At 58.1% G+C, this 18,735-nt stretch carries 14 protein-coding genes and 1 tRNA gene; 12 read left to right on the top strand and 3 right to left on the bottom strand.

Features of this window, described 5'->3' with window-relative positions:
- The first annotated feature begins 6 nt into the window (after positions 1–6).
- The 5 genes from glpE to FQ182_RS26480 all read left to right on the top strand — a co-directional run bounded on the left by glpE (position 7) and on the right by FQ182_RS26480 (position 6,804).
- On the top strand, positions 7–336 hold the full coding sequence (gene glpE, locus FQ182_RS26500; protein ID WP_149414385.1) for a thiosulfate sulfurtransferase GlpE: 330 nt from the start codon (positions 7–9) through the stop codon (positions 334–336).
- Positions 337–620: 284 nt separating this feature from the next.
- On the top strand, positions 621–2,543 hold the full coding sequence (locus tag FQ182_RS26495) for a PrkA family serine protein kinase (RefSeq protein WP_133102277.1): 1,923 nt from the start codon (positions 621–623) through the stop codon (positions 2,541–2,543).
- A 137-nt stretch (positions 2,544–2,680) separates the two neighbouring features.
- A complete protein-coding gene (locus tag FQ182_RS26490) occupies positions 2,681–3,952 on the top strand; it encodes a YeaH/YhbH family protein (RefSeq protein ID WP_149414384.1) in 1,272 nt (423 codons plus the stop codon).
- Positions 3,949–5,511: a SpoVR family protein gene (locus FQ182_RS26485; RefSeq protein WP_149414383.1), complete on the top strand. Its 1,563-nt coding sequence runs from the start codon at positions 3,949–3,951 to the stop codon at positions 5,509–5,511. The genes FQ182_RS26490 and FQ182_RS26485 overlap by 4 nt, the downstream gene beginning before the upstream one ends.
- A gap of 63 nt (positions 5,512–5,574) precedes the next feature.
- Positions 5,575–6,804, top strand: a complete 1,230-nt coding sequence (locus FQ182_RS26480) for a multifunctional CCA addition/repair protein (RefSeq protein ID WP_149414382.1) — start codon at positions 5,575–5,577, stop codon at positions 6,802–6,804.
- 11 nt (positions 6,805–6,815) lie between these two features.
- Here FQ182_RS26480 and folK read toward each other — a convergent pair whose 3' ends face one another.
- Both folK and folB read right to left on the bottom strand, forming a co-directional pair.
- A complete protein-coding gene (folK, locus tag FQ182_RS26475) occupies positions 6,816–7,334 on the bottom strand; it encodes a 2-amino-4-hydroxy-6-hydroxymethyldihydropteridine diphosphokinase (RefSeq protein ID WP_149414381.1) in 519 nt (172 codons plus the stop codon).
- Complete coding sequence (folB, locus tag FQ182_RS26470; protein ID WP_149414380.1) at positions 7,325–7,678, bottom strand: dihydroneopterin aldolase; 354 nt, start codon at positions 7,676–7,678, stop codon at positions 7,325–7,327. Before folB ends, folK begins: the two co-directional genes overlap by 10 nt.
- A 74-nt stretch (positions 7,679–7,752) precedes the next feature.
- Between folB and plsY the strand changes: the two genes are divergently transcribed.
- The gene (gene plsY, locus FQ182_RS26465; RefSeq protein WP_149414379.1) at positions 7,753–8,322 is read left to right on the top strand and encodes a glycerol-3-phosphate 1-O-acyltransferase PlsY; all 570 of its coding nucleotides are present in this window, start codon (positions 7,753–7,755) and stop codon (positions 8,320–8,322) included.
- 33 nt (positions 8,323–8,355) lie between these two features.
- On the opposite strand, the gene tsaD is transcribed toward plsY, so the two are convergent.
- Positions 8,356–9,381 (bottom strand): tRNA (adenosine(37)-N6)-threonylcarbamoyltransferase complex transferase subunit TsaD, encoded by a 1,026-nt coding sequence (tsaD, locus tag FQ182_RS26460; RefSeq protein ID WP_149414378.1) that lies wholly within the window; start codon positions 9,379–9,381, stop codon positions 8,356–8,358.
- A 203-nt stretch (positions 9,382–9,584) separates the two neighbouring features.
- Between tsaD and rpsU the strand changes: the two genes are divergently transcribed.
- The 6 genes from rpsU (at position 9,585) to FQ182_RS26430 (ending at position 18,649) form a co-directional block, all read left to right on the top strand.
- Positions 9,585–9,800, top strand: coding sequence for a 30S ribosomal protein S21 (rpsU, locus tag FQ182_RS26455; protein WP_002551877.1), 216 nt, complete (start codon positions 9,585–9,587; stop codon positions 9,798–9,800).
- 457 nt (positions 9,801–10,257) lie between these two features.
- The gene (gene dnaG / locus FQ182_RS26450; protein WP_149414377.1) at positions 10,258–12,219 is read left to right on the top strand and encodes a DNA primase; all 1,962 of its coding nucleotides are present in this window, start codon (positions 10,258–10,260) and stop codon (positions 12,217–12,219) included.
- A 67-nt stretch (positions 12,220–12,286) separates the two neighbouring features.
- The gene (rpoD, locus tag FQ182_RS26445; protein ID WP_149414376.1) at positions 12,287–14,140 is read left to right on the top strand and encodes an RNA polymerase sigma factor RpoD; all 1,854 of its coding nucleotides are present in this window, start codon (positions 12,287–12,289) and stop codon (positions 14,138–14,140) included.
- A 119-nt stretch (positions 14,141–14,259) separates the two neighbouring features.
- Positions 14,260–18,003: an EAL domain-containing protein gene (locus FQ182_RS26440; protein ID WP_149414375.1), complete on the top strand. Its 3,744-nt coding sequence runs from the start codon at positions 14,260–14,262 to the stop codon at positions 18,001–18,003.
- Between the two features lie 15 nt (positions 18,004–18,018).
- Positions 18,019–18,095 (top strand) — tRNA-Ile (locus FQ182_RS26435).
- A gap of 128 nt (positions 18,096–18,223) precedes the next feature.
- Positions 18,224–18,649: a site-specific recombinase gene (locus FQ182_RS26430; protein ID WP_256666339.1), complete on the top strand. Its 426-nt coding sequence runs from the start codon at positions 18,224–18,226 to the stop codon at positions 18,647–18,649.
- Positions 18,650–18,735: the final 86 nt, after the last annotated feature.

The following is an 18,735-nucleotide window of genomic DNA, read 5'->3' as shown; positions in this document are numbered from 1 at the left end:
CCCGCCATGAGCGAATTCAAACGTATCCCTCCCGAACAAGCCCAGGCCCTGCGTGAGCAAGGCGCTGTCGTTGTCGACATCCGCGACCAGCCCACCTATGCCGCGAGCCATATCAGTGGTGCCAAGCATCTGGACAATCATTCGATTGCCGACTTCATCCGCGCCGCCGACCTCGACGCGCCAGTGATCGTGTCGTGCTACCACGGCAATTCCAGCCAGAGCGCAGCCGCCTATCTGGTTAGCCAGGGCTTCAGCGACGTCTACAGCCTGGACGGCGGCTTTGAACTGTGGCGTACGACCTATCCGGCAGAAATTGCCTCTGGCGACTCGCAATAATTTTTTTCACACCCCGCTATCCCCCGTGACACTTGGGCTCGCGCCGTTTCTGACAAACGGCGCACCCAAACTAATTACGCATCCCGCCTTGACCTCCCGTATTCCGAACTATCCTTAGCGCAGGCCATCCAAAACAGGGGAGAGCCGGTACACCGGCGTGCGGGTCATCGGTAGCGTTTGAGGGTGTTCTGGGGGGAAAACGGCCATTGGCAATAGCCAATGACTGCCAGCATCGACTGATTGATCCGGCGTCGGCTCCACGTATCGAGCGAGGTGACGACGTCATGAGTATTTTTAGCCACTTCCAACAACGCTTCGAGTCCACACGCCAGGAAGAGCTCTCGCTTCAGGAGTACCTCAATCTGTGCAAAAGCGACCGTAGCGCCTACGCGTCTGCAGCCGAACGCCTGCTGCTGGCGATCGGTGAGCCGGAGCTGCAGGACACCTCAGCCAATTCGCGATTGTCGCGAATATTCTCCAACAAGGTGATCCGCCGCTACCCGGCCTTTGAAGACTTCCACGGAATGGAAGAATGCATTGACCAGATCGTCTCCTATTTCCGCCATGCCGCCCAAGGCCTGGAAGAGAAGAAACAGATCCTCTACCTGCTCGGTCCGGTCGGCGGCGGTAAATCATCCCTGGCCGAAAAGCTCAAACAACTGATCGAGAAGGTGCCCTTCTACGCCATCAAGGGCTCTCCGGTGTTCGAGTCGCCATTGGGGTTGTTCAACGCCACAGAAGATGGTGCGATTCTCGAAGAAGACTTCGGCATTCCAAGGCGCTACCTCAATACCATCATGTCGCCATGGGCCACCAAGCGCCTGGCCGAATTCGGCGGCGATATCAGCCAGTTCCAGGTGGTCAAGCTCTACCCTTCAGTCCTCAACCAGATCGCCGTGGCCAAGACCGAACCCGGAGACGAGAACAACCAGGACATCTCGGCGCTGGTGGGTAAGGTCGATATCCGCAAACTGGAAGAATTCCCACAGAACGACGCCGACGCCTACAGCTACTCGGGCGCGCTGTGCCGGGCCAACCAGGGCCTGATGGAGTTCGTGGAGATGTTCAAGGCACCGATCAAGGTGCTACATCCACTGCTCACCGCCACCCAGGAAGGCAACTACAACAGCACCGAGGGCCTGGGGGCGATTCCGTTTACCGGGATCCTGCTGGCCCACTCCAACGAATCGGAATGGCACACCTTCCGCAACAACAAGAACAACGAAGCCTTCATCGACCGGATCTATATCGTCAAGGTGCCGTACTGCCTGCGGGTCAGCGATGAAATCAAGATTTACGACAAGTTGCTGTTCAACAGCTCCCTGGCCAAGGCCCATTGCGCCCCTGACACCTTGAAAATGCTTGCCCAGTTCACCGTGCTGTCGCGTCTCAAGGAGCCGGAAAACTCCAACATTTACTCAAAAATGCGCGTGTATGACGGGGAAAATCTCAAGGACACTGATCCCAAGGCCAAGTCGATCCAGGAATACCGCGATACCGCGGGCGTTGATGAGGGCATGAACGGCCTTTCAACGCGCTTTGCCTTCAAAATCCTCTCCAAGGTCTTCAACTTCGACCCGCACGAAATTGCTGCCAACCCAGTGCATCTGCTCTACGTGCTGGAACAACAGATCGAACAGGAGCAATTCCAGGCCGAAATCCGCGAGCGCTACCTGCGCTTCCTGAAAGAGTATCTGGCACCGCGCTATATCGAGTTTATTGGCAAGGAAATCCAAACCGCATACCTGGAGTCCTACAGCGAGTACGGCCAGAACATCTTCGACCGCTACGTGTTGTACGCCGACTTCTGGATACAGGACCAGGAATACCGCGACCCGGAAACCGGCGAAATCCTCAACCGAGTGGCCCTCAACGAGGAGCTGGAAAAGATCGAAAAACCGGCTGGCATCAGTAATCCGAAGGATTTTCGCAACGAAATCGTCAACTTCGTTCTGCGCGCCCGCGCCAACAACAACGGCAAGAACCCCACCTGGCTCAGCTACGAGAAGCTGCGGGTGGTCATCGAGAAGAAAATGTTCTCCAACACCGAGGATCTGCTGCCCGTCATCAGCTTCAATGCCAAGGCCAGCAAGGAGGATCAGCAAAAACACAACGACTTCGTTACACGAATGGTCGAGCGTGGCTACACCGACAAACAGGTACGACTGCTCTCCGAGTGGTACCTGCGGGTCAGAAAATCGCAGTGAGGCAGCGACAAGCGACAAGTTGCAGGCACCAGCCGCACCGACGGGCGCGGCTGGAGACGCGGCAACCGACCGCCTGTCTTTAAGCTTCCAGCTTGCGGCTTGAAGCTTGTAACTTGAAGCTGCCCGGAGGGCTCCCCATGAGCTATGTGATCGACCGACGTCTCAATGGCAAGAACAAGAGCACGGTAAACCGCCAGCGTTTCCTGCGGCGTTACCGTGATCACATCAAAAAGGCCGTCGAAGAGGCTGTCAGCCGCCGTTCCATCACTGACATGGAGCATGGCGAACAGATCAGCATTCCCGGACGGGATATCGATGAACCGGTGCTGCACCATGGCCGTGGCGGCAAACAGACCGTCGTCCACCCAGGCAACAAGGAATTCACCAGCGGCGAACACATCCAGCGCCCACAGGGCGGTGCTGGAGGCAAAGGCCCAGGCAAGGCCGGCAACTCCGGCGAGGGCATGGATGAATTCGTGTTCCAGATTACCCAGGAAGAGTTCCTCGAATTCATGTTCGAGGACCTCGAACTGCCCAACCTGGTCAAGCGCAACCTGACCGGTACCGACACCTTCAAGACCGTGCGCGCCGGGATCAGCAACGAAGGCAATCCGTCACGGATCAACATCATCCGCACCTTGCGCTCGGCCCATGCCCGGCGTATTGCGCTGTCTGGCAGCAGCCGGGCAAAACTGCGGGACGCCAAGACCGAACTGGAACGTTTGAAGCGCGAAGAGCCAGACAATTTCGGCGATATCCAGGAAATCGAGGCGGAAATAGCCAAACTCAGCGCACGGATTCATCGCGTACCGTTCCTCGACACCTTCGACCTGAAGTACAACCTGCTCGTCAAGCAGCCCAATCCCAGCTCCAAGGCCGTGATGTTCTGCCTGATGGACGTCTCCGGCTCCATGACCCAGGCGACCAAGGACATCGCCAAGCGCTTCTTCATCCTGCTGTATCTGTTCCTCAAGCGTAACTACGACAAGATTGACGTGGTGTTCATCCGCCATCACACCAGCGCTCGTGAGGTAGACGAAGAAGAGTTCTTCTACTCACGGGAAACCGGTGGCACCATCGTTTCCAGCGCCTTGAAGCTGATGCAAGAGATCATGGCCGAACGCTATCCATCCAACGAGTGGAACATCTACGCCGCCCAGGCCTCCGACGGTGACAACTGGAACGACGACTCGCCGATCTGCCGCGACATCCTGATCAACCAGATCATGCCGTTTGTGCAGTACTACACTTACGTCGAGATAACTCCCCGCGAACACCAGGCCCTGTGGTTCGAATACGAGCGGATCAGCGAAGCCTTCTCTGACACCTTTGCCCAGCAACAATTGATCTCGGCCGGTGATATCTATCCGGTCTTTCGTGAACTCTTCCAGCGCAGGTTAGTGACATGACCGCCAAAGAGCATAAGCGCCAACCCATTTCCACGGGGTCCGAATGGACCTTCGAACTGATCCAGGCCTACGACCGGGAAATCAGCCGCATAGCGTCCGGTTACGCCCTGGACACCTATCCCAACCAGATTGAAGTGATCACCGCCGAACAAATGATGGACGCCTACGCTTCGGTGGGCATGCCACTGGGCTATCACCATTGGTCCTACGGCAAGCACTTCCTTAGCACCGAAAAGTCCTACACACGTGGCCAGATGGGCCTGGCCTACGAGATCGTCATCAACTCCGACCCCTGCATTGCCTACCTGATGGAAGAAAACACCATCTGCATGCAGGCGCTGGTGGTCGCGCACGCGTGCTATGGCCACAACAGCTTCTTCAAGGGCAACTACCTGTTCCGCACCTGGACCGATGCCAGTTCGATCATTGATTACCTGGTGTTCGCCAAGCAGTACATCATGCAGTGTGAGGAACGCCACGGTATCGATGCAGTGGAAGACCTGCTGGACTCCTGCCACGCCCTGATGAATTACGGGGTCGATCGCTACAAACGGCCTTATCCAATTTCCGCCGAGGAGGAACGGCTGCGCCAGAAGGATCGCGAAGAGCATTTGCAAAAACAGATCAACGACCTGTGGCGCACCATTCCCAAGCGCGCCGACAAGAACAGCGACAAGGACAATGCGCGCTTCCCCGTCGAACCTCAGGAAAATATCCTGTACTTCATCGAAAAACATGCTCCATTGCTGGAACCCTGGCAGCGAGAAATCGTGCGAATCGTGCGCAAGATTGCCCAGTACTTTTATCCACAGCGCCAGACCCAAGTGATGAACGAAGGCTGGGCGACGTTCTGGCACTACACGCTGATGAACGACCTGTACGACGAAGGACTGGTCACCGACGGCTTTATGATGGAGTTCCTGACCTCCCACACCAGCGTCGTATTTCAGCCCGGCTTCGACAGCCCGCACTACAACGGCATCAACCCTTACGCCCTGGGCTTTGCCATGTACCGGGATATTCGCCGCATCTGCGAACACCCAACCGAGGAGGACCGGCGCTGGTTCCCAGACATTGCCGGCAGCGATTGGCTGTCCACACTCAAGTTCGCCATGAGCAGCTTCAAGGACGAGAGCTTCATCCTGCAGTACCTGTCGCCACAGGTAATTCGCGACCTCAAGCTATTCAGCATTCTCGACGATGACCTCAAGGACGACTTGCTGGTCCCGGCCATCCATGACGAGCCTGGCTACCGCACCATCCGCGAAACCCTGGCCGCGCAGTACAATCTGGGCAACCGGGAGCCCAACGTGCAGATCTACAGCATCGACGTACGCGGTGATCGCTCGCTGACCCTGCGCCACCAGCAACACGACCGAAAACCCCTTGGTGAGTCCACAGACGAAGTCCTCAAGCACCTGCATCGCCTGTGGGGGTTCGATATCCATCTGGAAACCCTGCAAGGCGACCAGATCATGAAAACCCACCATGTGCCGCCCCGCCACGAACACGGCGATAACGATTACGGCCGCCTGGACCTGGCCGTTGTCCACCTTTGAAACAGCAAAGCCTCCACTGGCAAGGCACAGGCGTTATCCTGTGCCGCTAATGGAGGCTTTTTCATGCAAATCTACAAAGTCGGCGGTGCGGTCCGTGATCGTTTGCTGGGCATTCCCGTTACCGATATCGACCGCGTCGTGGTTGGTGCGACCACCGAAGAAATGCTCGCTCAGGGCTTTCGTCCGGTAGGTGCAGACTTCCCGGTATTCCTGCATCCCAGGACAGGCGAGGAATACGCCCTCGCCCGCACCGAGCGTAAAAGCGGTCGCGGCTATGGCGGATTTGTCTTTCATGCCAGCCCCGACGTCACCCTGGAAGAAGACCTGATCCGTCGCGACCTGACGATCAATGCCATGGCCGAAGATGACGATGGAAACCTAACCGACCCCTATCATGGCCAGCGCGATTTGAAAGCCCGCGTTCTACGCCACGTTTCCCCCGCGTTCGCCGAAGATCCCCTCAGGGTTCTGCGTGTCGCCCGTTTCGCCGCGCGCTATGCCAACCTGGGTTTTACCGTCGCCCCGGAAACCCTGGACCTGATGCGCCAACTCAGTGATTGCGGCGAATTGGAAGCATTGACGCCGGAACGTAGTTGGAAGGAAATTTCCAGGGCGCTGATGGAAGATCAGCCACAGGTATTTATCCAGGTATTGCGAGACTGCGGCGCGCTGAAAACCCTGATGCCGGAAGTCGACGCCTTGTTCGGCGTGCCGCAACCCGAAGCTCACCATCCCGAGATTGATACCGGCGTGCACACCTTGAGCGTGCTGGAACAGGCCGCGCGCCATGGACAACCCTTGACCGTTCGCTGGGCCTGCCTGCTGCATGATCTGGGCAAGGGCCTGACGCCTGTGGATAAGTTACCGCAGCATATTGCTCACGAGCAAAGGGGCTTGCGGCTTATCAAGGCGGCCAATGAGCGCTTCAAGGTGCCCAGAGATTGCCAGGAACTGGCGCTGCTGGTGGGCGAATACCATACCCATGGTCACCGAGCACTGGAGTTGCGGGCCTCGACATTGCTGGAGTTGCTGCAAAGCTTTGACGTTTATCGCCGCCCGCAACGCTTTGAAGAGTTTGTCGTGGCGTGCGAAATGGATGCCCGAGGCCGCAAGGGACTGGAGGAAAGAAGTTATCCACAGGCTGATTATTTGCGCGGGGCTGCGTTGGTGGCACGCGGCGTTGCCGTTGCGCCATTGCTGGAGCAAGGCTTCAAAGGGCCGGAGTTGGGTGAGGCGCTCAAGCGTGAACGACTCAAGGCATTGAAGACCTACAAAGAACAACATCTCCTGTAGCGAGCGCCTACCTACAAGAGTGCGTCCGGCGTCAGTTGCTGCGCGCGCCACTCAAACGCGACTGGCACCAATACCTGGTCGATTTGTGCATCGCGCCACAACGAGGCAAACGTCTTGCCTGCTTCAGGATGCACCCGATCCGGCGCCATCAACGACAGCGGCCAGAGCACAAAGGCATTTTTCAGGATTTCTGCCCTAGGCAAAATCAAACCATCGAAGTTACCCGTCAGGTCACCATACAGCAGCACGTCGATATCAAGGGGCAAGCCCTTTCGATCCGGGGCGTAGCGGCCATTGTCAGCCTCGATGAATTTCAGCCGGCGATCCAATTCCATCAACGGCAAATCGGTATACGCCGACACCACCAGATTGAAAAACGGACCGCTCTTGATGCCCACCGGCTGACTCTCGAACACCGCAGAACAGCGCACGTCGGTCAGAAAACCCGCCAGCGTATCAAGGCCTGCGCACAGATGGGACTCGCGCTCGATATTGCTGCCAAGACCAAGGTAAATCTGAGTTAGCGGCATCCGCGCTCGATCTCCACGCCCACGCCCTTGGCTGCCGGAACGGCACCGGGCTTGGTCAGTTTCAGGTACAGCCAGGGAATCTGGAATTCACTCATCAATACTTCGGCCAGACGCTCGGCAAAGGTTTCCACCAATTGGAACTGTGCCTGCTCGGCAAAGGCCTGGATGCGCGCGGACACACTGGCATAGTCGAGCGCCAGGGTCAGGTCATCGCCGGCTGCCGCCGGGCGGTTATCCCACGCGAAGCTGAGGTCCAGGCGCAGGCACTGCCTGATACCTCGCTCCCAGTCGTAGGCCCCGATCACGGTGTCAACTTCCAGGCCTTCGATAAACACTCTGTCCAAGCACTCTTCTCCACAGCACGACAAGGGCGCAATGCCCCGTTAGAATCAGGGCGTCCTCGCCCGGAATAGTTAGCATGTTTTGGTTACTGGCGACTCTCGCCTACCTACTTGGCTCTCTGTCCTTTGCCATTTTGCTCAGCCGCCTGACGGGAAATCCCGATCCGCGAATGAGTGGCTCGGGCAATGCCGGTGCCACCAACATGTTACGCCTGGCCGGCAAGAAACTCGCCGTCCTGACGCTGCTCGGCGATGTCTGCAAAGGCCTCCTGCCAGTGCTGATCGCCGATCTCGCCGGGCTTTCCCTGCAACAACAAGCCTGGGTAGGCGTCTGCGCTGTCCTTGGCCACCTGCTCCCGCTGTACTTTCGCTTTCGCGGTGGCAAGGGTGTCGCCACGGCGGCTGGTATGCTGCTGGGGATCTACCCACCAGCAGCGTTGCTGGCTATCGGCACCTGGTTGCTGACGTTCTACCTGACCCGTACCAGCTCCCTGGCGGCATTGATCGCCACACCTCTGACCTTACCGCTGCTGGCCTGGCAGGAACCGGCAGCGCTGATGCCAATGAGCGTGCTGACGCTGTTGATCGTCTGGCGCCACCGGGGCAATTTACGCGACCTGTTTGCCGGGCGCGAACGGCATTTTTAAATACGCCCGATGAACCCCGCTCACGCTCTCCCACTACAGCGGCGACAACTGCTCCATGGGCCAGCGCGCCTGCACGCTGATCGCCAGGCTTTCATGCTGTCCGGCTTGCAGGCGCTGACAACCGGCATAGGCGATCATCGCGCCGTTGTCGGTGCAGAACTCAGGGCGGGCGTAGAACACATCGCCCTTCATGTCGCCGAGCATTTTTTCCAGCGAAGTGCGCAACGCCTTGTTGGCGCTGACGCCCCCTGCGATCACCAGGCGCTTCATGCCCGCTTGTTTCAGTGCGCGCTTGCACTTGATGGTCAAAGTCTCCACCACCGCCTGCTGGAACGCCAGCGAGATGTCGCAACGGGCTTGCTCACTGTCGTCCCCGGCGCTGACGCTCTGCTGCCAGGTGTTCAACGCGGAGGTTTTCAAGCCGCTGAAGCTGAACATGAGACCGGGGCGATCGCACATCGGGCGCGGGAAGGTGTAGCGGCCGGCGACGCCTTTCTCGGCGAGGTGGGCGATTTCCGGGCCACCCGGATAATTGAGGCCCATCATCTTCGCGGTCTTGTCGAACGCTTCGCCGGCGGCGTCGTCCAGGGACTCGCCCAACAGCGTGTATTGGCCGATTCCGTCGACCTGAACCAGCTGCGTATGGCCGCCCGAAACCAACAAAGCGACGAACGGGAACTGCGGCGGCGTTTTTTCCAGCATGGGCGCCAGTAAATGACCCTCCATATGGTGCACACCAAGGGCTGGAATGCCCCAGGCAAAAGCCAGCGCCTGGGCGCAAGAAGCCCCAACCAGCAGGGCTCCGACCAATCCAGGGCCAGCGGTGTAGGCAATGGCATCGATCTCGGCTGGCACGCAGCCGGCCTCGTCCAACACCTGGCGGATCAACGGTAGCATGCGCTTGACGTGGTCACGGCTGGCCAGCTCCGGCACCACGCCGCCATAGGCGCGGTGCAGGTCGATCTGACTGAACAGCGCATCGGCCAAGAGCCCGCGTTCACTGTCGTAAAGTGCGACACCGGTCTCGTCGCAGGAGGTTTCTAATCCCAGTACTAACATGGGTTTGCGCCTTGTAGAGGCTGAATTCGAAGGCGCGCATAATAGTCGCCACTCCCCCTCCCGACTAGCGGTTTTCGATCAGAGGCTTTGCATTCCGGTCAATGTGGGGTTAACATCCGCAACCCTTAAAAACCGACGACCTCAGCCGCGAATTTTTTGCGACGAGAACGTTGATTCCCGGTAATGAAAGAAGGTAGCTCTGGATGCCAGCCGTCAAAGTAAAAGAGAACGAACCCTTCGACGTAGCTCTGCGTCGTTTCAAGCGCTCCTGCGAAAAAGCCGGTGTTCTGGCTGAAGTTCGTAGCCGCGAATTTTATGAGAAGCCAACTTCTGAGCGTAAGCGTAAAGCAGCAGCCGCTGTTAAGCGTCACGCCAAGAAAGTTCAGCGCGAGCAGCGCCGCGCCGTTCGTCTGTACTAATACACAGACGTTCGTAGCAAGCTTCTGCCAAGCCCGGCCCTCAGCCGGGCTGTTGGCATTTGCGGATATCGCTTGATGCTTCACCGTCGACGCCGCACACGCGACCGAGACACTGCTTCACACGTCAGGACTGGCTCTTTTGCCAGCGGTGCGCGTCTCTTCTGACGAGCCTAACAAGGCTACTGACGAGCACACTCATTCTATAAACAGGCGATCAACAGGTCGACTGTGCCCACCGATGAGCTTCCGAGGCCCGCCATTGGCCGAGACCGGACTCCAGGGCAATACTTTCAATAACGTCGAAGACTGATTGGAACTAACGTCAGTGAATGTTCGGCAGATACACTTCCTGACAGCCCAAGCAGACGATTGATGATCGAGCCGCACAATGCGCGCGCCTCGAGCACTTCGACCGCCCTTCGGGGCCTCATTGACATGCAGTGATGACGAGAACGCCATGGCCGGGCTCATTCCCCAGAGCTTTATTGACGACCTTCTGAACCGCACCGACATCGTCGATGTTGTCAGCTCGCGCCTGCAAATGAAAAAGGCCGGCAAGAACTACACCGCCTGCTGCCCATTCCATAAAGAAAAGACCCCATCGTTCAGCGTCAGTCCCGACAAGCAGTTCTACTACTGCTTCGGCTGCGGCGCTGGCGGCAATGCCCTCGGCTTCATCATGGACCACGACAACCTGGACTTCCCCCAGGCCATCGAGGAACTGGCAAAAGCCGCCGGCATGGAAATCCCCCGCGAAGAAAGTGGCCGACCGCACAAACCACGGCAACCCACCGATTCGCCGCTGTACCCGCTGCTCACCGCCGCTGCCGATTTCTACCGCCTGGCACTGAAAAGCCACCCGCAGCGCAAAGCGGCCGTCGATTACCTCAAGGGCCGCGGCCTGACCGGGGAAATCGCCCGCGACTTCGGCCTCGGCTTCGCACCGCCAGGCTGGGACAACCTGTACAAACACCTGAGCAGCGACACCCTGCAGCAGAAAGCCATGATCGACGCCGGCCTGCTGGTGGAAAATGCCGAGACTGGAAAGCGCTATGACCGCTTCCGCGATCGGGTGATGTTCCCGATCCGCGACAGTCGCGGCCGGATCATCGCCTTCGGCGGCCGAGTGCTGGGGGACGACAAACCCAAATACCTGAACTCTCCGGAAACCCCGGTATTTCACAAGGGCCAAGAGCTCTACGGCCTATTCGAAGCACGCAAGAACAACCGCAACCTCGATGAAATTATCGTGGTTGAAGGCTATATGGACGTTATCGCCCTGGCCCAGCAAGGTCTGCGCAATGCGGTAGCCACTCTTGGCACCGCCACCAGCGAAGAGCATTTGAAGCGACTGTTTCGCGTAGTGCCCAACGTGCTGTTTTGCTTCGACGGCGACCAGGCTGGCAGAAACGCCGCCTGGCGCGCGCTTGAAGCAACGTTGCCAAGCCTGCAGGACGGCCGTCGTGCGCGCTTTCTGTTTCTGCCCGAAGGCGAAGACCCGGACACCCTGGTCCGCTCCGAAGGCACCGACGCCTTCCGTGCACGCATCAATCAACACGCACAACCGCTGGCCGATTATTTTTTCCAGCAACTGACCGAAGAGTCCGATCCGCGCTCCCTCGAAGGCAAGGCCCATATGGTCACCCTTGCGGCGCCGCTGATCGACAAGGTTCCAGGTGCAAACCTGCGAACCCTGATGCGTCAGCGACTGCTGGAAATCACTGGATTGAGCGGCGAAGCGGTCAGCCAGCTGGTGCATAGCGCACCTCAAGACGCACCGCCCGCTTACGATCCCGGCATCGATTACGACGCCATGCCGGACTTCGCCGACTACCACCAGCCTCAGGAGGCGTACGCGCCCCAGCAGGAGTGGACGCCAAAGAAACCGGGGGTAGGCGGCAAGAAATGGGACAAGAAACCCTGGGATAAAAACGGCAAGCGTGGCGGTAGTCGTGACGAACCTCGCGCACCACGCGTCCCAGCTGCTGTAGAACCGCCCACGATGGCAGCCCTGCGTACCCTTTTGCACTATCCGCAACTGGCGCAAAAGGTCGAAGACGCTGGGCATTTCGCAGCCGAGGACCACACCAATACGCAATTGTTGGTGGCACTGCTCGAAGCCGTACAAAAGAATCCTAAGCTAAACTCATTCCAGTTGATTGCACGCTGGCACGGCACCGAACAGGGCCGCTTGCTCAAGGCATTGGCGGAAAAGGAATGGCTGATTGATGGCGACAACCTTGAACAACAGTTTTTCGACACCATTACTAGCTTGTCAGCTCGTCAACGCGAGCGAAATTTGGAACAACTTCTTCGCAAAGCACGTCAGAGTGAATTGACTGCCGAAGAGAAAAATCAACTGCGCGACCTTTTAAGTCGCAATGTTTGCGCATCAAACCCGACCTCAGCTGGCGCGTGAGGTCATAGCTCGGGTATAATCCTCGGCTTGTTTTTTGCCCGCCAAGACCTTCAGTGGATAGGGTGTTATGTCCGGAAAATCGCAACAGCAGTCTCGTATCAAAGAGTTGATCACCCTGGGTCGTGAGCAGAAGTATCTGACTTACGCAGAGGTCAACGACCACCTGCCTGAGGATATTTCAGATCCAGAGCAGGTGGAAGACATCATCCGCATGATTAATGACATGGGGATCCCCGTACACGAGAGTGCTCCGGATGCGGACGCCCTTATGTTGGCCGACTCCGATACCGACGAAGCAGCCGCTGAAGAAGCAGCTGCCGCGTTGGCAGCGGTCGAGACCGACATCGGTCGCACGACTGACCCTGTGCGCATGTATATGCGCGAAATGGGTACGGTAGAGCTACTGACACGCGAAGGCGAAATTGAAATCGCCAAGCGTATCGAAGAGGGCATTCGTGAAGTGATGGGCGCAATCGCGCACTTCCCAGGCACGGTTGACCACATTCTCTCCGAGTACACTCGCGTCACCACCGAAGGTGGCCGCCTGTCCGACGTCCTGAGCGGTTATATCGACCCGGACGACGGCATTGCTGCGCCACCTGCGGCTGAAGTTCCGCCGCCTGTCGATCCGAAAACCGCGAAAGCGGACGACGATACCGACGAAGAAGAAGCTGAAGCCAGCACCGACGACGACGAAGAAGTCGAAAGCGGTCCGGATCCGGTCGTCGCGGCACAGCGTTTTGGCGCTGTCTCCGACCAGATGGAACTGGCTCGCAAGGCCCTGAAGAAGCATGGCCGTGGCAGCAAGCAGGCAACCGCCGAATTGCTGGCCCTGGCTGAACTCTTCATGCCGATCAAACTGGTGCCGAAGCAGTTCGAAGGCCTGGTTGCACGGGTTCGTGGCGCCCTTGAGCGTCTACGTGCACAAGAGCGCGCCATCATGCAGCTCTGTGTCCGTGATGCGCGCATGCCGCGTACCGACTTCCTGCGCCAGTTCCCGGGCAACGAAGTTGACGAAAGCTGGACCGATGCGCTGGCCAAGGGCAAAAGCAAATACGCTGAAGCTATTGGTCGCTTCCAGGCCGACATCCTTCGTTGCCAGCATAAGCTGATCGCACTGCAGACCGAGACCGGTCTGACGATTGCCGAGATCAAGGACATCAACCGTCGCATGTCGATCGGTGAGGCCAAGGCCCGCCGCGCGAAGAAAGAGATGGTTGAAGCGAACTTGCGTCTGGTGATCTCCATCGCCAAGAAGTACACCAACCGTGGCCTGCAATTCCTCGATCTGATCCAGGAAGGCAACATCGGTTTGATGAAAGCGGTGGACAAGTTCGAATACCGTCGCGGCTACAAGTTCTCGACTTATGCCACCTGGTGGATCCGTCAGGCGATCACTCGCTCGATCGCCGACCAGGCCCGCACCATCCGTATTCCGGTGCACATGATCGAGACCATCAACAAGCTCAACCGTATTTCCCGGCAGATGTTGCAGGAAATGGGTCGTGAACCGACCCCGGAAGAGCTGGGCGAACGCATGGAAATGCCTGAGGATAAAATCCGCAAGGTATTGAAGATCGCTAAAGAACCGATCTCCATGGAAACCCCGATCGGTGATGACGAAGACTCCCACCTGGGTGACTTCATCGAAGACTCGACCATGCAGTCGCCAATCGATGTCGCCACTGTTGAGAGCCTTAAAGAAGCGACTCGCGACGTACTGTCCGGCCTCACTGCCCGTGAAGCCAAGGTACTGCGCATGCGTTTCGGCATCGACATGAATACCGACCACACCCTTGAGGAAGTCGGTAAACAGTTCGACGTGACCCGTGAGCGGATTCGCCAGATCGAAGCCAAGGCGCTGCGCAAGCTGCGCCACCCGACGAGAAGCGAGCATTTGCGCTCCTTCCTCGACGAGTGATCACAAAACCCCCGGCCTTGGCCGGGGGTTTTGCTTTCTACAGATTAAATCTACCCGCCTCCCTCCCCCGAAATGCCCGTCTACACTCGAAACATTCCCCATGCCATAACGAGACCGTTATGCCCAGATTGCCGACCGTGCTACTGCTGTCGCTGCTGACCTGGACCGCAACGGCTGGCGCGCTGACTCTCACAGATCAAGAGCGTGGCTGGTTGGCGGACCACCCTGAGTTACGCCTGGGCGTTGATGCATCGTGGCCACCGTTTGAATACCGTGATGAAGAAGGCCGCTACCAGGGCCTAGCCGCCGACTATGTACGGCTGATCCAGGATCGCCTGGCGATCAAGATCAAACTGATCGAGCCAGCAAACTGGAGTGCGGTACTGGAACAAGCCAAGAACAATCAGCTCGATCTGCTACCCGGCATCATGTCAACTCCGGAACGCCAGAGCTTTTTGTCATTTACCCGGCCCTACCTCGACTTCCCCATTGTGATCCTCGCCCATGAAGGCGGCGCCCAACCTCGCTCCCTCAAAGACCTGTACGGTCTGAAGATCGCCGTTGTGGAAAACTACGCACCCCACGAACTGCTGCGCACCCACCATCCCGACCTCAACCTGGTAGCCATGCCCAACGTCAGCTCAACGCTGCAGGCCCTGGCCACCGATGAAGTCGACGCAGTGGTAGGCGACCTGGCTTCCAGCGTCTGGAGCCTGCGTCAGCTCAAGCTCGATGGCCTGTATGTGAGCGGTGAGACGCCCTATCGCTATCAACTGGCGATGGGCGTACCGCAGGATAACAAGGTGCTGATCAGCATTCTGGACAAAGTCCTGGCCGACCTCCGCCCGAACGAAATTGACGCCATCCAGCAACACTGGGTCGGTAACGTTATCGATCATCGAGCCTTCTGGACCGATCTGCTGCTGTATGGACTGCCCGCCGTACTACTATTAAGCACCGTGCTGGCCATCGTCATTCGTATCAACCGCCGGCTCAGTTCGGAAATTTCGCGCAGGGTGGCCCTGGAGCAAGAGCTGCGCAGCAGCGAATACCATTACCGTGGCCTGGTAGAAAGCCTCTCCGCCATCGCTTGGGAAGCCGACATCAACGATTTCACCTACAGCTATGTGTCGCCCCATGCCGAGGAGCTGCTGGGCTATCCCCAAGCGAACTGGCTGACCCCCGGCTTCTGGCGCAACATCATTCATCCCGCCGACCTGACCCGTGCAGAAACCTTCTGCTACCGCGAAACCCGTGCCAATCGCGACCATAGCCTTGACTACCGGGTCATCACTGCCGATGGTCGTTGCCTGTGGGTGCGGAACATTGTCAGCCTGATCGAGCATGGTCATGAACCAGTGATGCGCGGTTTGATGATCGACATCAGCGAGGCCAAGCACACCGAGGAAGCCTTGCGGCTTTCGGAGCAAAAATTTGCCTCGGTGTTCCAGCAGTGCCCAGACATCCTGGTCATTGCCCGGCTGCCGGATGGCTGCTTGCTGGAGGTCAACAAAGCCTTTGAGGATCAAATCGGTCTCAGCGCCGCAGAAGTAGTCGGCAAAACCGCCACCGAGCTGAATATCTGGGGCATTCAAGGCGTCGGCCCCAACCTGCTGAAACGGGTGCAGTCCACCAGCATTCGCAACCTGGAAATGCCCTTTTTGCGCAGCAACGGCCAAGCATTTACCGGACTGATCTCTGCAGAACCCTTTCAACTCGATACCACCGAAGCCCTTGTGGTGGTGGTTCGCGACATCACTCAACTGAAGGAAACTCAGCAGCGACTGCAGACTTCCGAGGAGAAATTCGCCAAGGCCTTCCACGCGTCACCCGACGGTTTGTTGCTGACTCGCCAGCAGGACGGCCTGCTGCTTGAAGTCAACGAAGGGTTCAGCCGCATTACTGGCTTCAACCGCGCGATGTCACTGGATCAATCAACGCTGGACCTGGGCATCTGGGTGGACCTGAACGAACGCAAGCACATGCTCGAGCTGTTACAACGGGACGGCCTGGTCCTCGATTTCGTTTGCCACATCCGGCGCAATGACGGCCAGATCCGCCTGTGCGAAGTCTCCAGTCGCCCGCTGCCCATCGGCGACGAAGACTGCATGCTGACCATCGCCCGAGACATCACCGAACGTCAGCTGATGCAGGAAAAACTGCAACAGGCCGCGACAGTTTTCGAGAGCACTGCCGAAGGCGTACTGATCACCGATATCCGGCAAAACATCAGCGCCGTCAACCGTGCGTTCAGCGAAATCACCGGCTACAGCGAAACCGAAGCGCTGGGCCATACCCCGCGCCTACTTGCCTCAGGCCTGCATGACAGCGCTTTCTACGCTGCCATGTGGCACCAGTTAACCGCCTACGGCCACTGGCAGGGCGAGATTTCCAACCGGCGCAAGAACGGCGAGCTTTATCCCAGTTGGCTAACCATCAGTGCCGTGCGCAACCGCGACCAGGTGATCACCCACTTTGTTGCGGTGTTCGCCGACATCTCCAGCCTCAAACACGCCCAGGCGCGGCTCGACTACCAGGCCCATCACGACCCACTGACTGGTCTGCCCAACCGCACGCTGTTTGAAAGTCGCCTGCTGGCCGCCCTCAACAATCAACAGGAAACCGGCAGCCAGGGCGCCGTACTGTTTCTCGACCTTGACCGCTTCAAGCACATCAACGACAGCCTCGGCCATCCGATCGGCGACCTGCTGCTCAAGGACATCGCCATTCGCCTCAAGGACCAGTTGCGCGACATCGACACCGTCGCCCGCTTGGGCGGCGACGAATTCATCATTCTGCTTCCAGGCCTGCAACAAGCCAGCGACGCCGAGCACCTGGCCAATAAACTGCTGGCCTGCTTCACCCCGCCATTCCAGGCCGGCGAACACGAGTTCTTTATCAGCGCCAGTATCGGCACCAGCCTCTATCCACAAGACGGTGTTGACGTCGCCACCCTGGTAAAAAACGCCGACGCCGCCATGTACCGCTCCAAGGCCAAGGGCCGCAACCGGGTCGAGAGCTACACCCAAGACCTCACCGCCCAGGCCAACGAGCGAGTGGCGCTGGAACACGAACTGCGTCGGGCAATCGAACGGGACGAATTGTTCCTTTACTACCAGCCGAAGCTAAGCCTGAGGACTCAACAACTGATCGGCGCCGAAGCGCTGCTTCGCTGGCGTCACCCCACCTTCGGCGACGTGCCGCCCGAACACTTCATTGCCCTGGCCGAAGAGAACGGCATGATTCTGCAAATTGGCGACTGGGTACTGGAACAGGCCTGCCAGCAAATGCACGCCTGGAAAGAGGCCTACGAGGACTTCGGCCCCCTTTCTGTCAACCTCGCTGGCGCCCAACTGCGTCACCCCAACCTGCTGGCGCGCATCGAACAACTGCTGCGGGACAACCGCCTGGAACCGGGCTGCCTGCAACTGGAAATCACCGAAAACTTCATCATGAGTCAGGCCGAAGAAGCCCTGGAGGTATTACATCAACTCAAGCGCCTCGGCGTGCAACTGGCCATCGATGACTTCGGCACCGGCTATTCATCCCTCAGCTACCTGAAACGCCTACCCCTGGACTTCCTGAAGATCGATCAATCTTTCGTCCGCGGCCTGCCCGACGACCCCCACGACGTGGCCATAGTCCGAGCCATCATCGCCCTGGGCCACAGCATGCAATTCACCATCATCGCCGAAGGCGTAGAAACCCCCGCCCAACAAGCCTTCCTCGCCGCCGAAGGCTGCGAACAGATGCAAGGCTACATCGTCAGCCTACCCCTACCCGCCGACGTATTCGCCGCCACCTTCCTTCGCATGAACCTTTCGGATTTTTCGGATAGCACAGCAGAGAAACCATCGCTATAATCCGCGACCTACTGAGGGCCTATAGCTCAGTTGGTTAGAGCAGGGGACTCATAATCCCTTGGTCGTAGGTTCGAGTCCTACTGGGCCCACCATACTCAAAGCCGCGCACTGCGCGGCTTTTTGCTGTCTGCGAAAAAAACAGCTAGACCAATCCTATGGTCCGCAGGTACAAAATCAGTACAGTGCCAATGCAACGGTGCGATTTTGGAGCAGCAACAAGATGGCCACCATCGTCAAAACAGATGCCGGCACCTGGAAAGCTTTAGTGCGCAAGACAGGCTGGCCCGCAAACGCGAAGACCTTTCGTACCAAACGTGATGCCGAAGACTGGGCTCGTCGTACAGAAGATGAAATGGTCAGGGGTGTGTACATTCAGCGAAGTGGCTCAGAGCGCATGACATTGGCTATGGCGTTGAAGCGATACCTGGCCGAGATCAGCCCTACGAAAAAACTTAGCACGCAGCGCTCCGAGGTAACGAAGTCTAAGCAACTGATAAACCATCTGGGCAAGTACTCGATGGCAGCACTCTCTGCAGAAATCATCGCTAATTACCGAGATTCACGCTTAGCCTCGATCACTAATCGCGGTATGCCAACAAGCAACATGGATTTGCCCCTACAAAACCGGACACCAACTCCCTGTTAAATTGGTGCTGCCGCCAAGCGCCTGAACTCCCTCGGTGAGCGATAGTTCAAAGCGCTGTGCGGATGCTGCTCGTTGTAATGTTCAAA

The organism is Pseudomonas sp. ANT_H4 (assembly GCF_008369295.1).
Classification (GTDB): domain Bacteria; phylum Pseudomonadota; class Gammaproteobacteria; order Pseudomonadales; family Pseudomonadaceae; genus Aquipseudomonas.
This window is presented reverse-complemented; position numbering and strand designations above follow the sequence as displayed.

Bases quoted from the DNA above. Each gene is read 5' to 3' on its own strand.
- rpoD (WP_149414376.1), top strand. From the start codon at position 12,287: ATGTCCGGAAAATCGCAACAGCAGTCTCGTATCAAAGAGTTGATCACC.
- FQ182_RS26440 (WP_149414375.1), top strand. From the start codon at position 14,260: ATGCCCAGATTGCCGACCGTGCTACTGCTGTCGCTGCTGACCTGGACC.
- rpsU (WP_002551877.1), top strand. From the start codon at position 9,585: ATGCCAGCCGTCAAAGTAAAAGAGAACGAACCCTTCGACGTAGCTCTG.
- dnaG (WP_149414377.1), top strand. From the start codon at position 10,258: ATGGCCGGGCTCATTCCCCAGAGCTTTATTGACGACCTTCTGAACCGC.
- FQ182_RS26495 (WP_133102277.1), top strand. From the start codon at position 621: ATGAGTATTTTTAGCCACTTCCAACAACGCTTCGAGTCCACACGCCAG.
- glpE (WP_149414385.1), top strand. From the start codon at position 7: ATGAGCGAATTCAAACGTATCCCTCCCGAACAAGCCCAGGCCCTGCGT.
- folK (WP_149414381.1), bottom strand. From the start codon at position 7,334: ATGCCGCTAACTCAGATTTACCTTGGTCTTGGCAGCAATATCGAGCGC.
- tsaD (WP_149414378.1), bottom strand. From the start codon at position 9,381: ATGTTAGTACTGGGATTAGAAACCTCCTGCGACGAGACCGGTGTCGCA.
- plsY (WP_149414379.1), top strand. From the start codon at position 7,753: ATGTTTTGGTTACTGGCGACTCTCGCCTACCTACTTGGCTCTCTGTCC.
- FQ182_RS26480 (WP_149414382.1), top strand. From the start codon at position 5,575: ATGCAAATCTACAAAGTCGGCGGTGCGGTCCGTGATCGTTTGCTGGGC.
- FQ182_RS26485 (WP_149414383.1), top strand. From the start codon at position 3,949: ATGACCGCCAAAGAGCATAAGCGCCAACCCATTTCCACGGGGTCCGAA.
- FQ182_RS26430 (WP_256666339.1), top strand. From the start codon at position 18,224: ATGGCCACCATCGTCAAAACAGATGCCGGCACCTGGAAAGCTTTAGTG.
- FQ182_RS26490 (WP_149414384.1), top strand. From the start codon at position 2,681: ATGAGCTATGTGATCGACCGACGTCTCAATGGCAAGAACAAGAGCACG.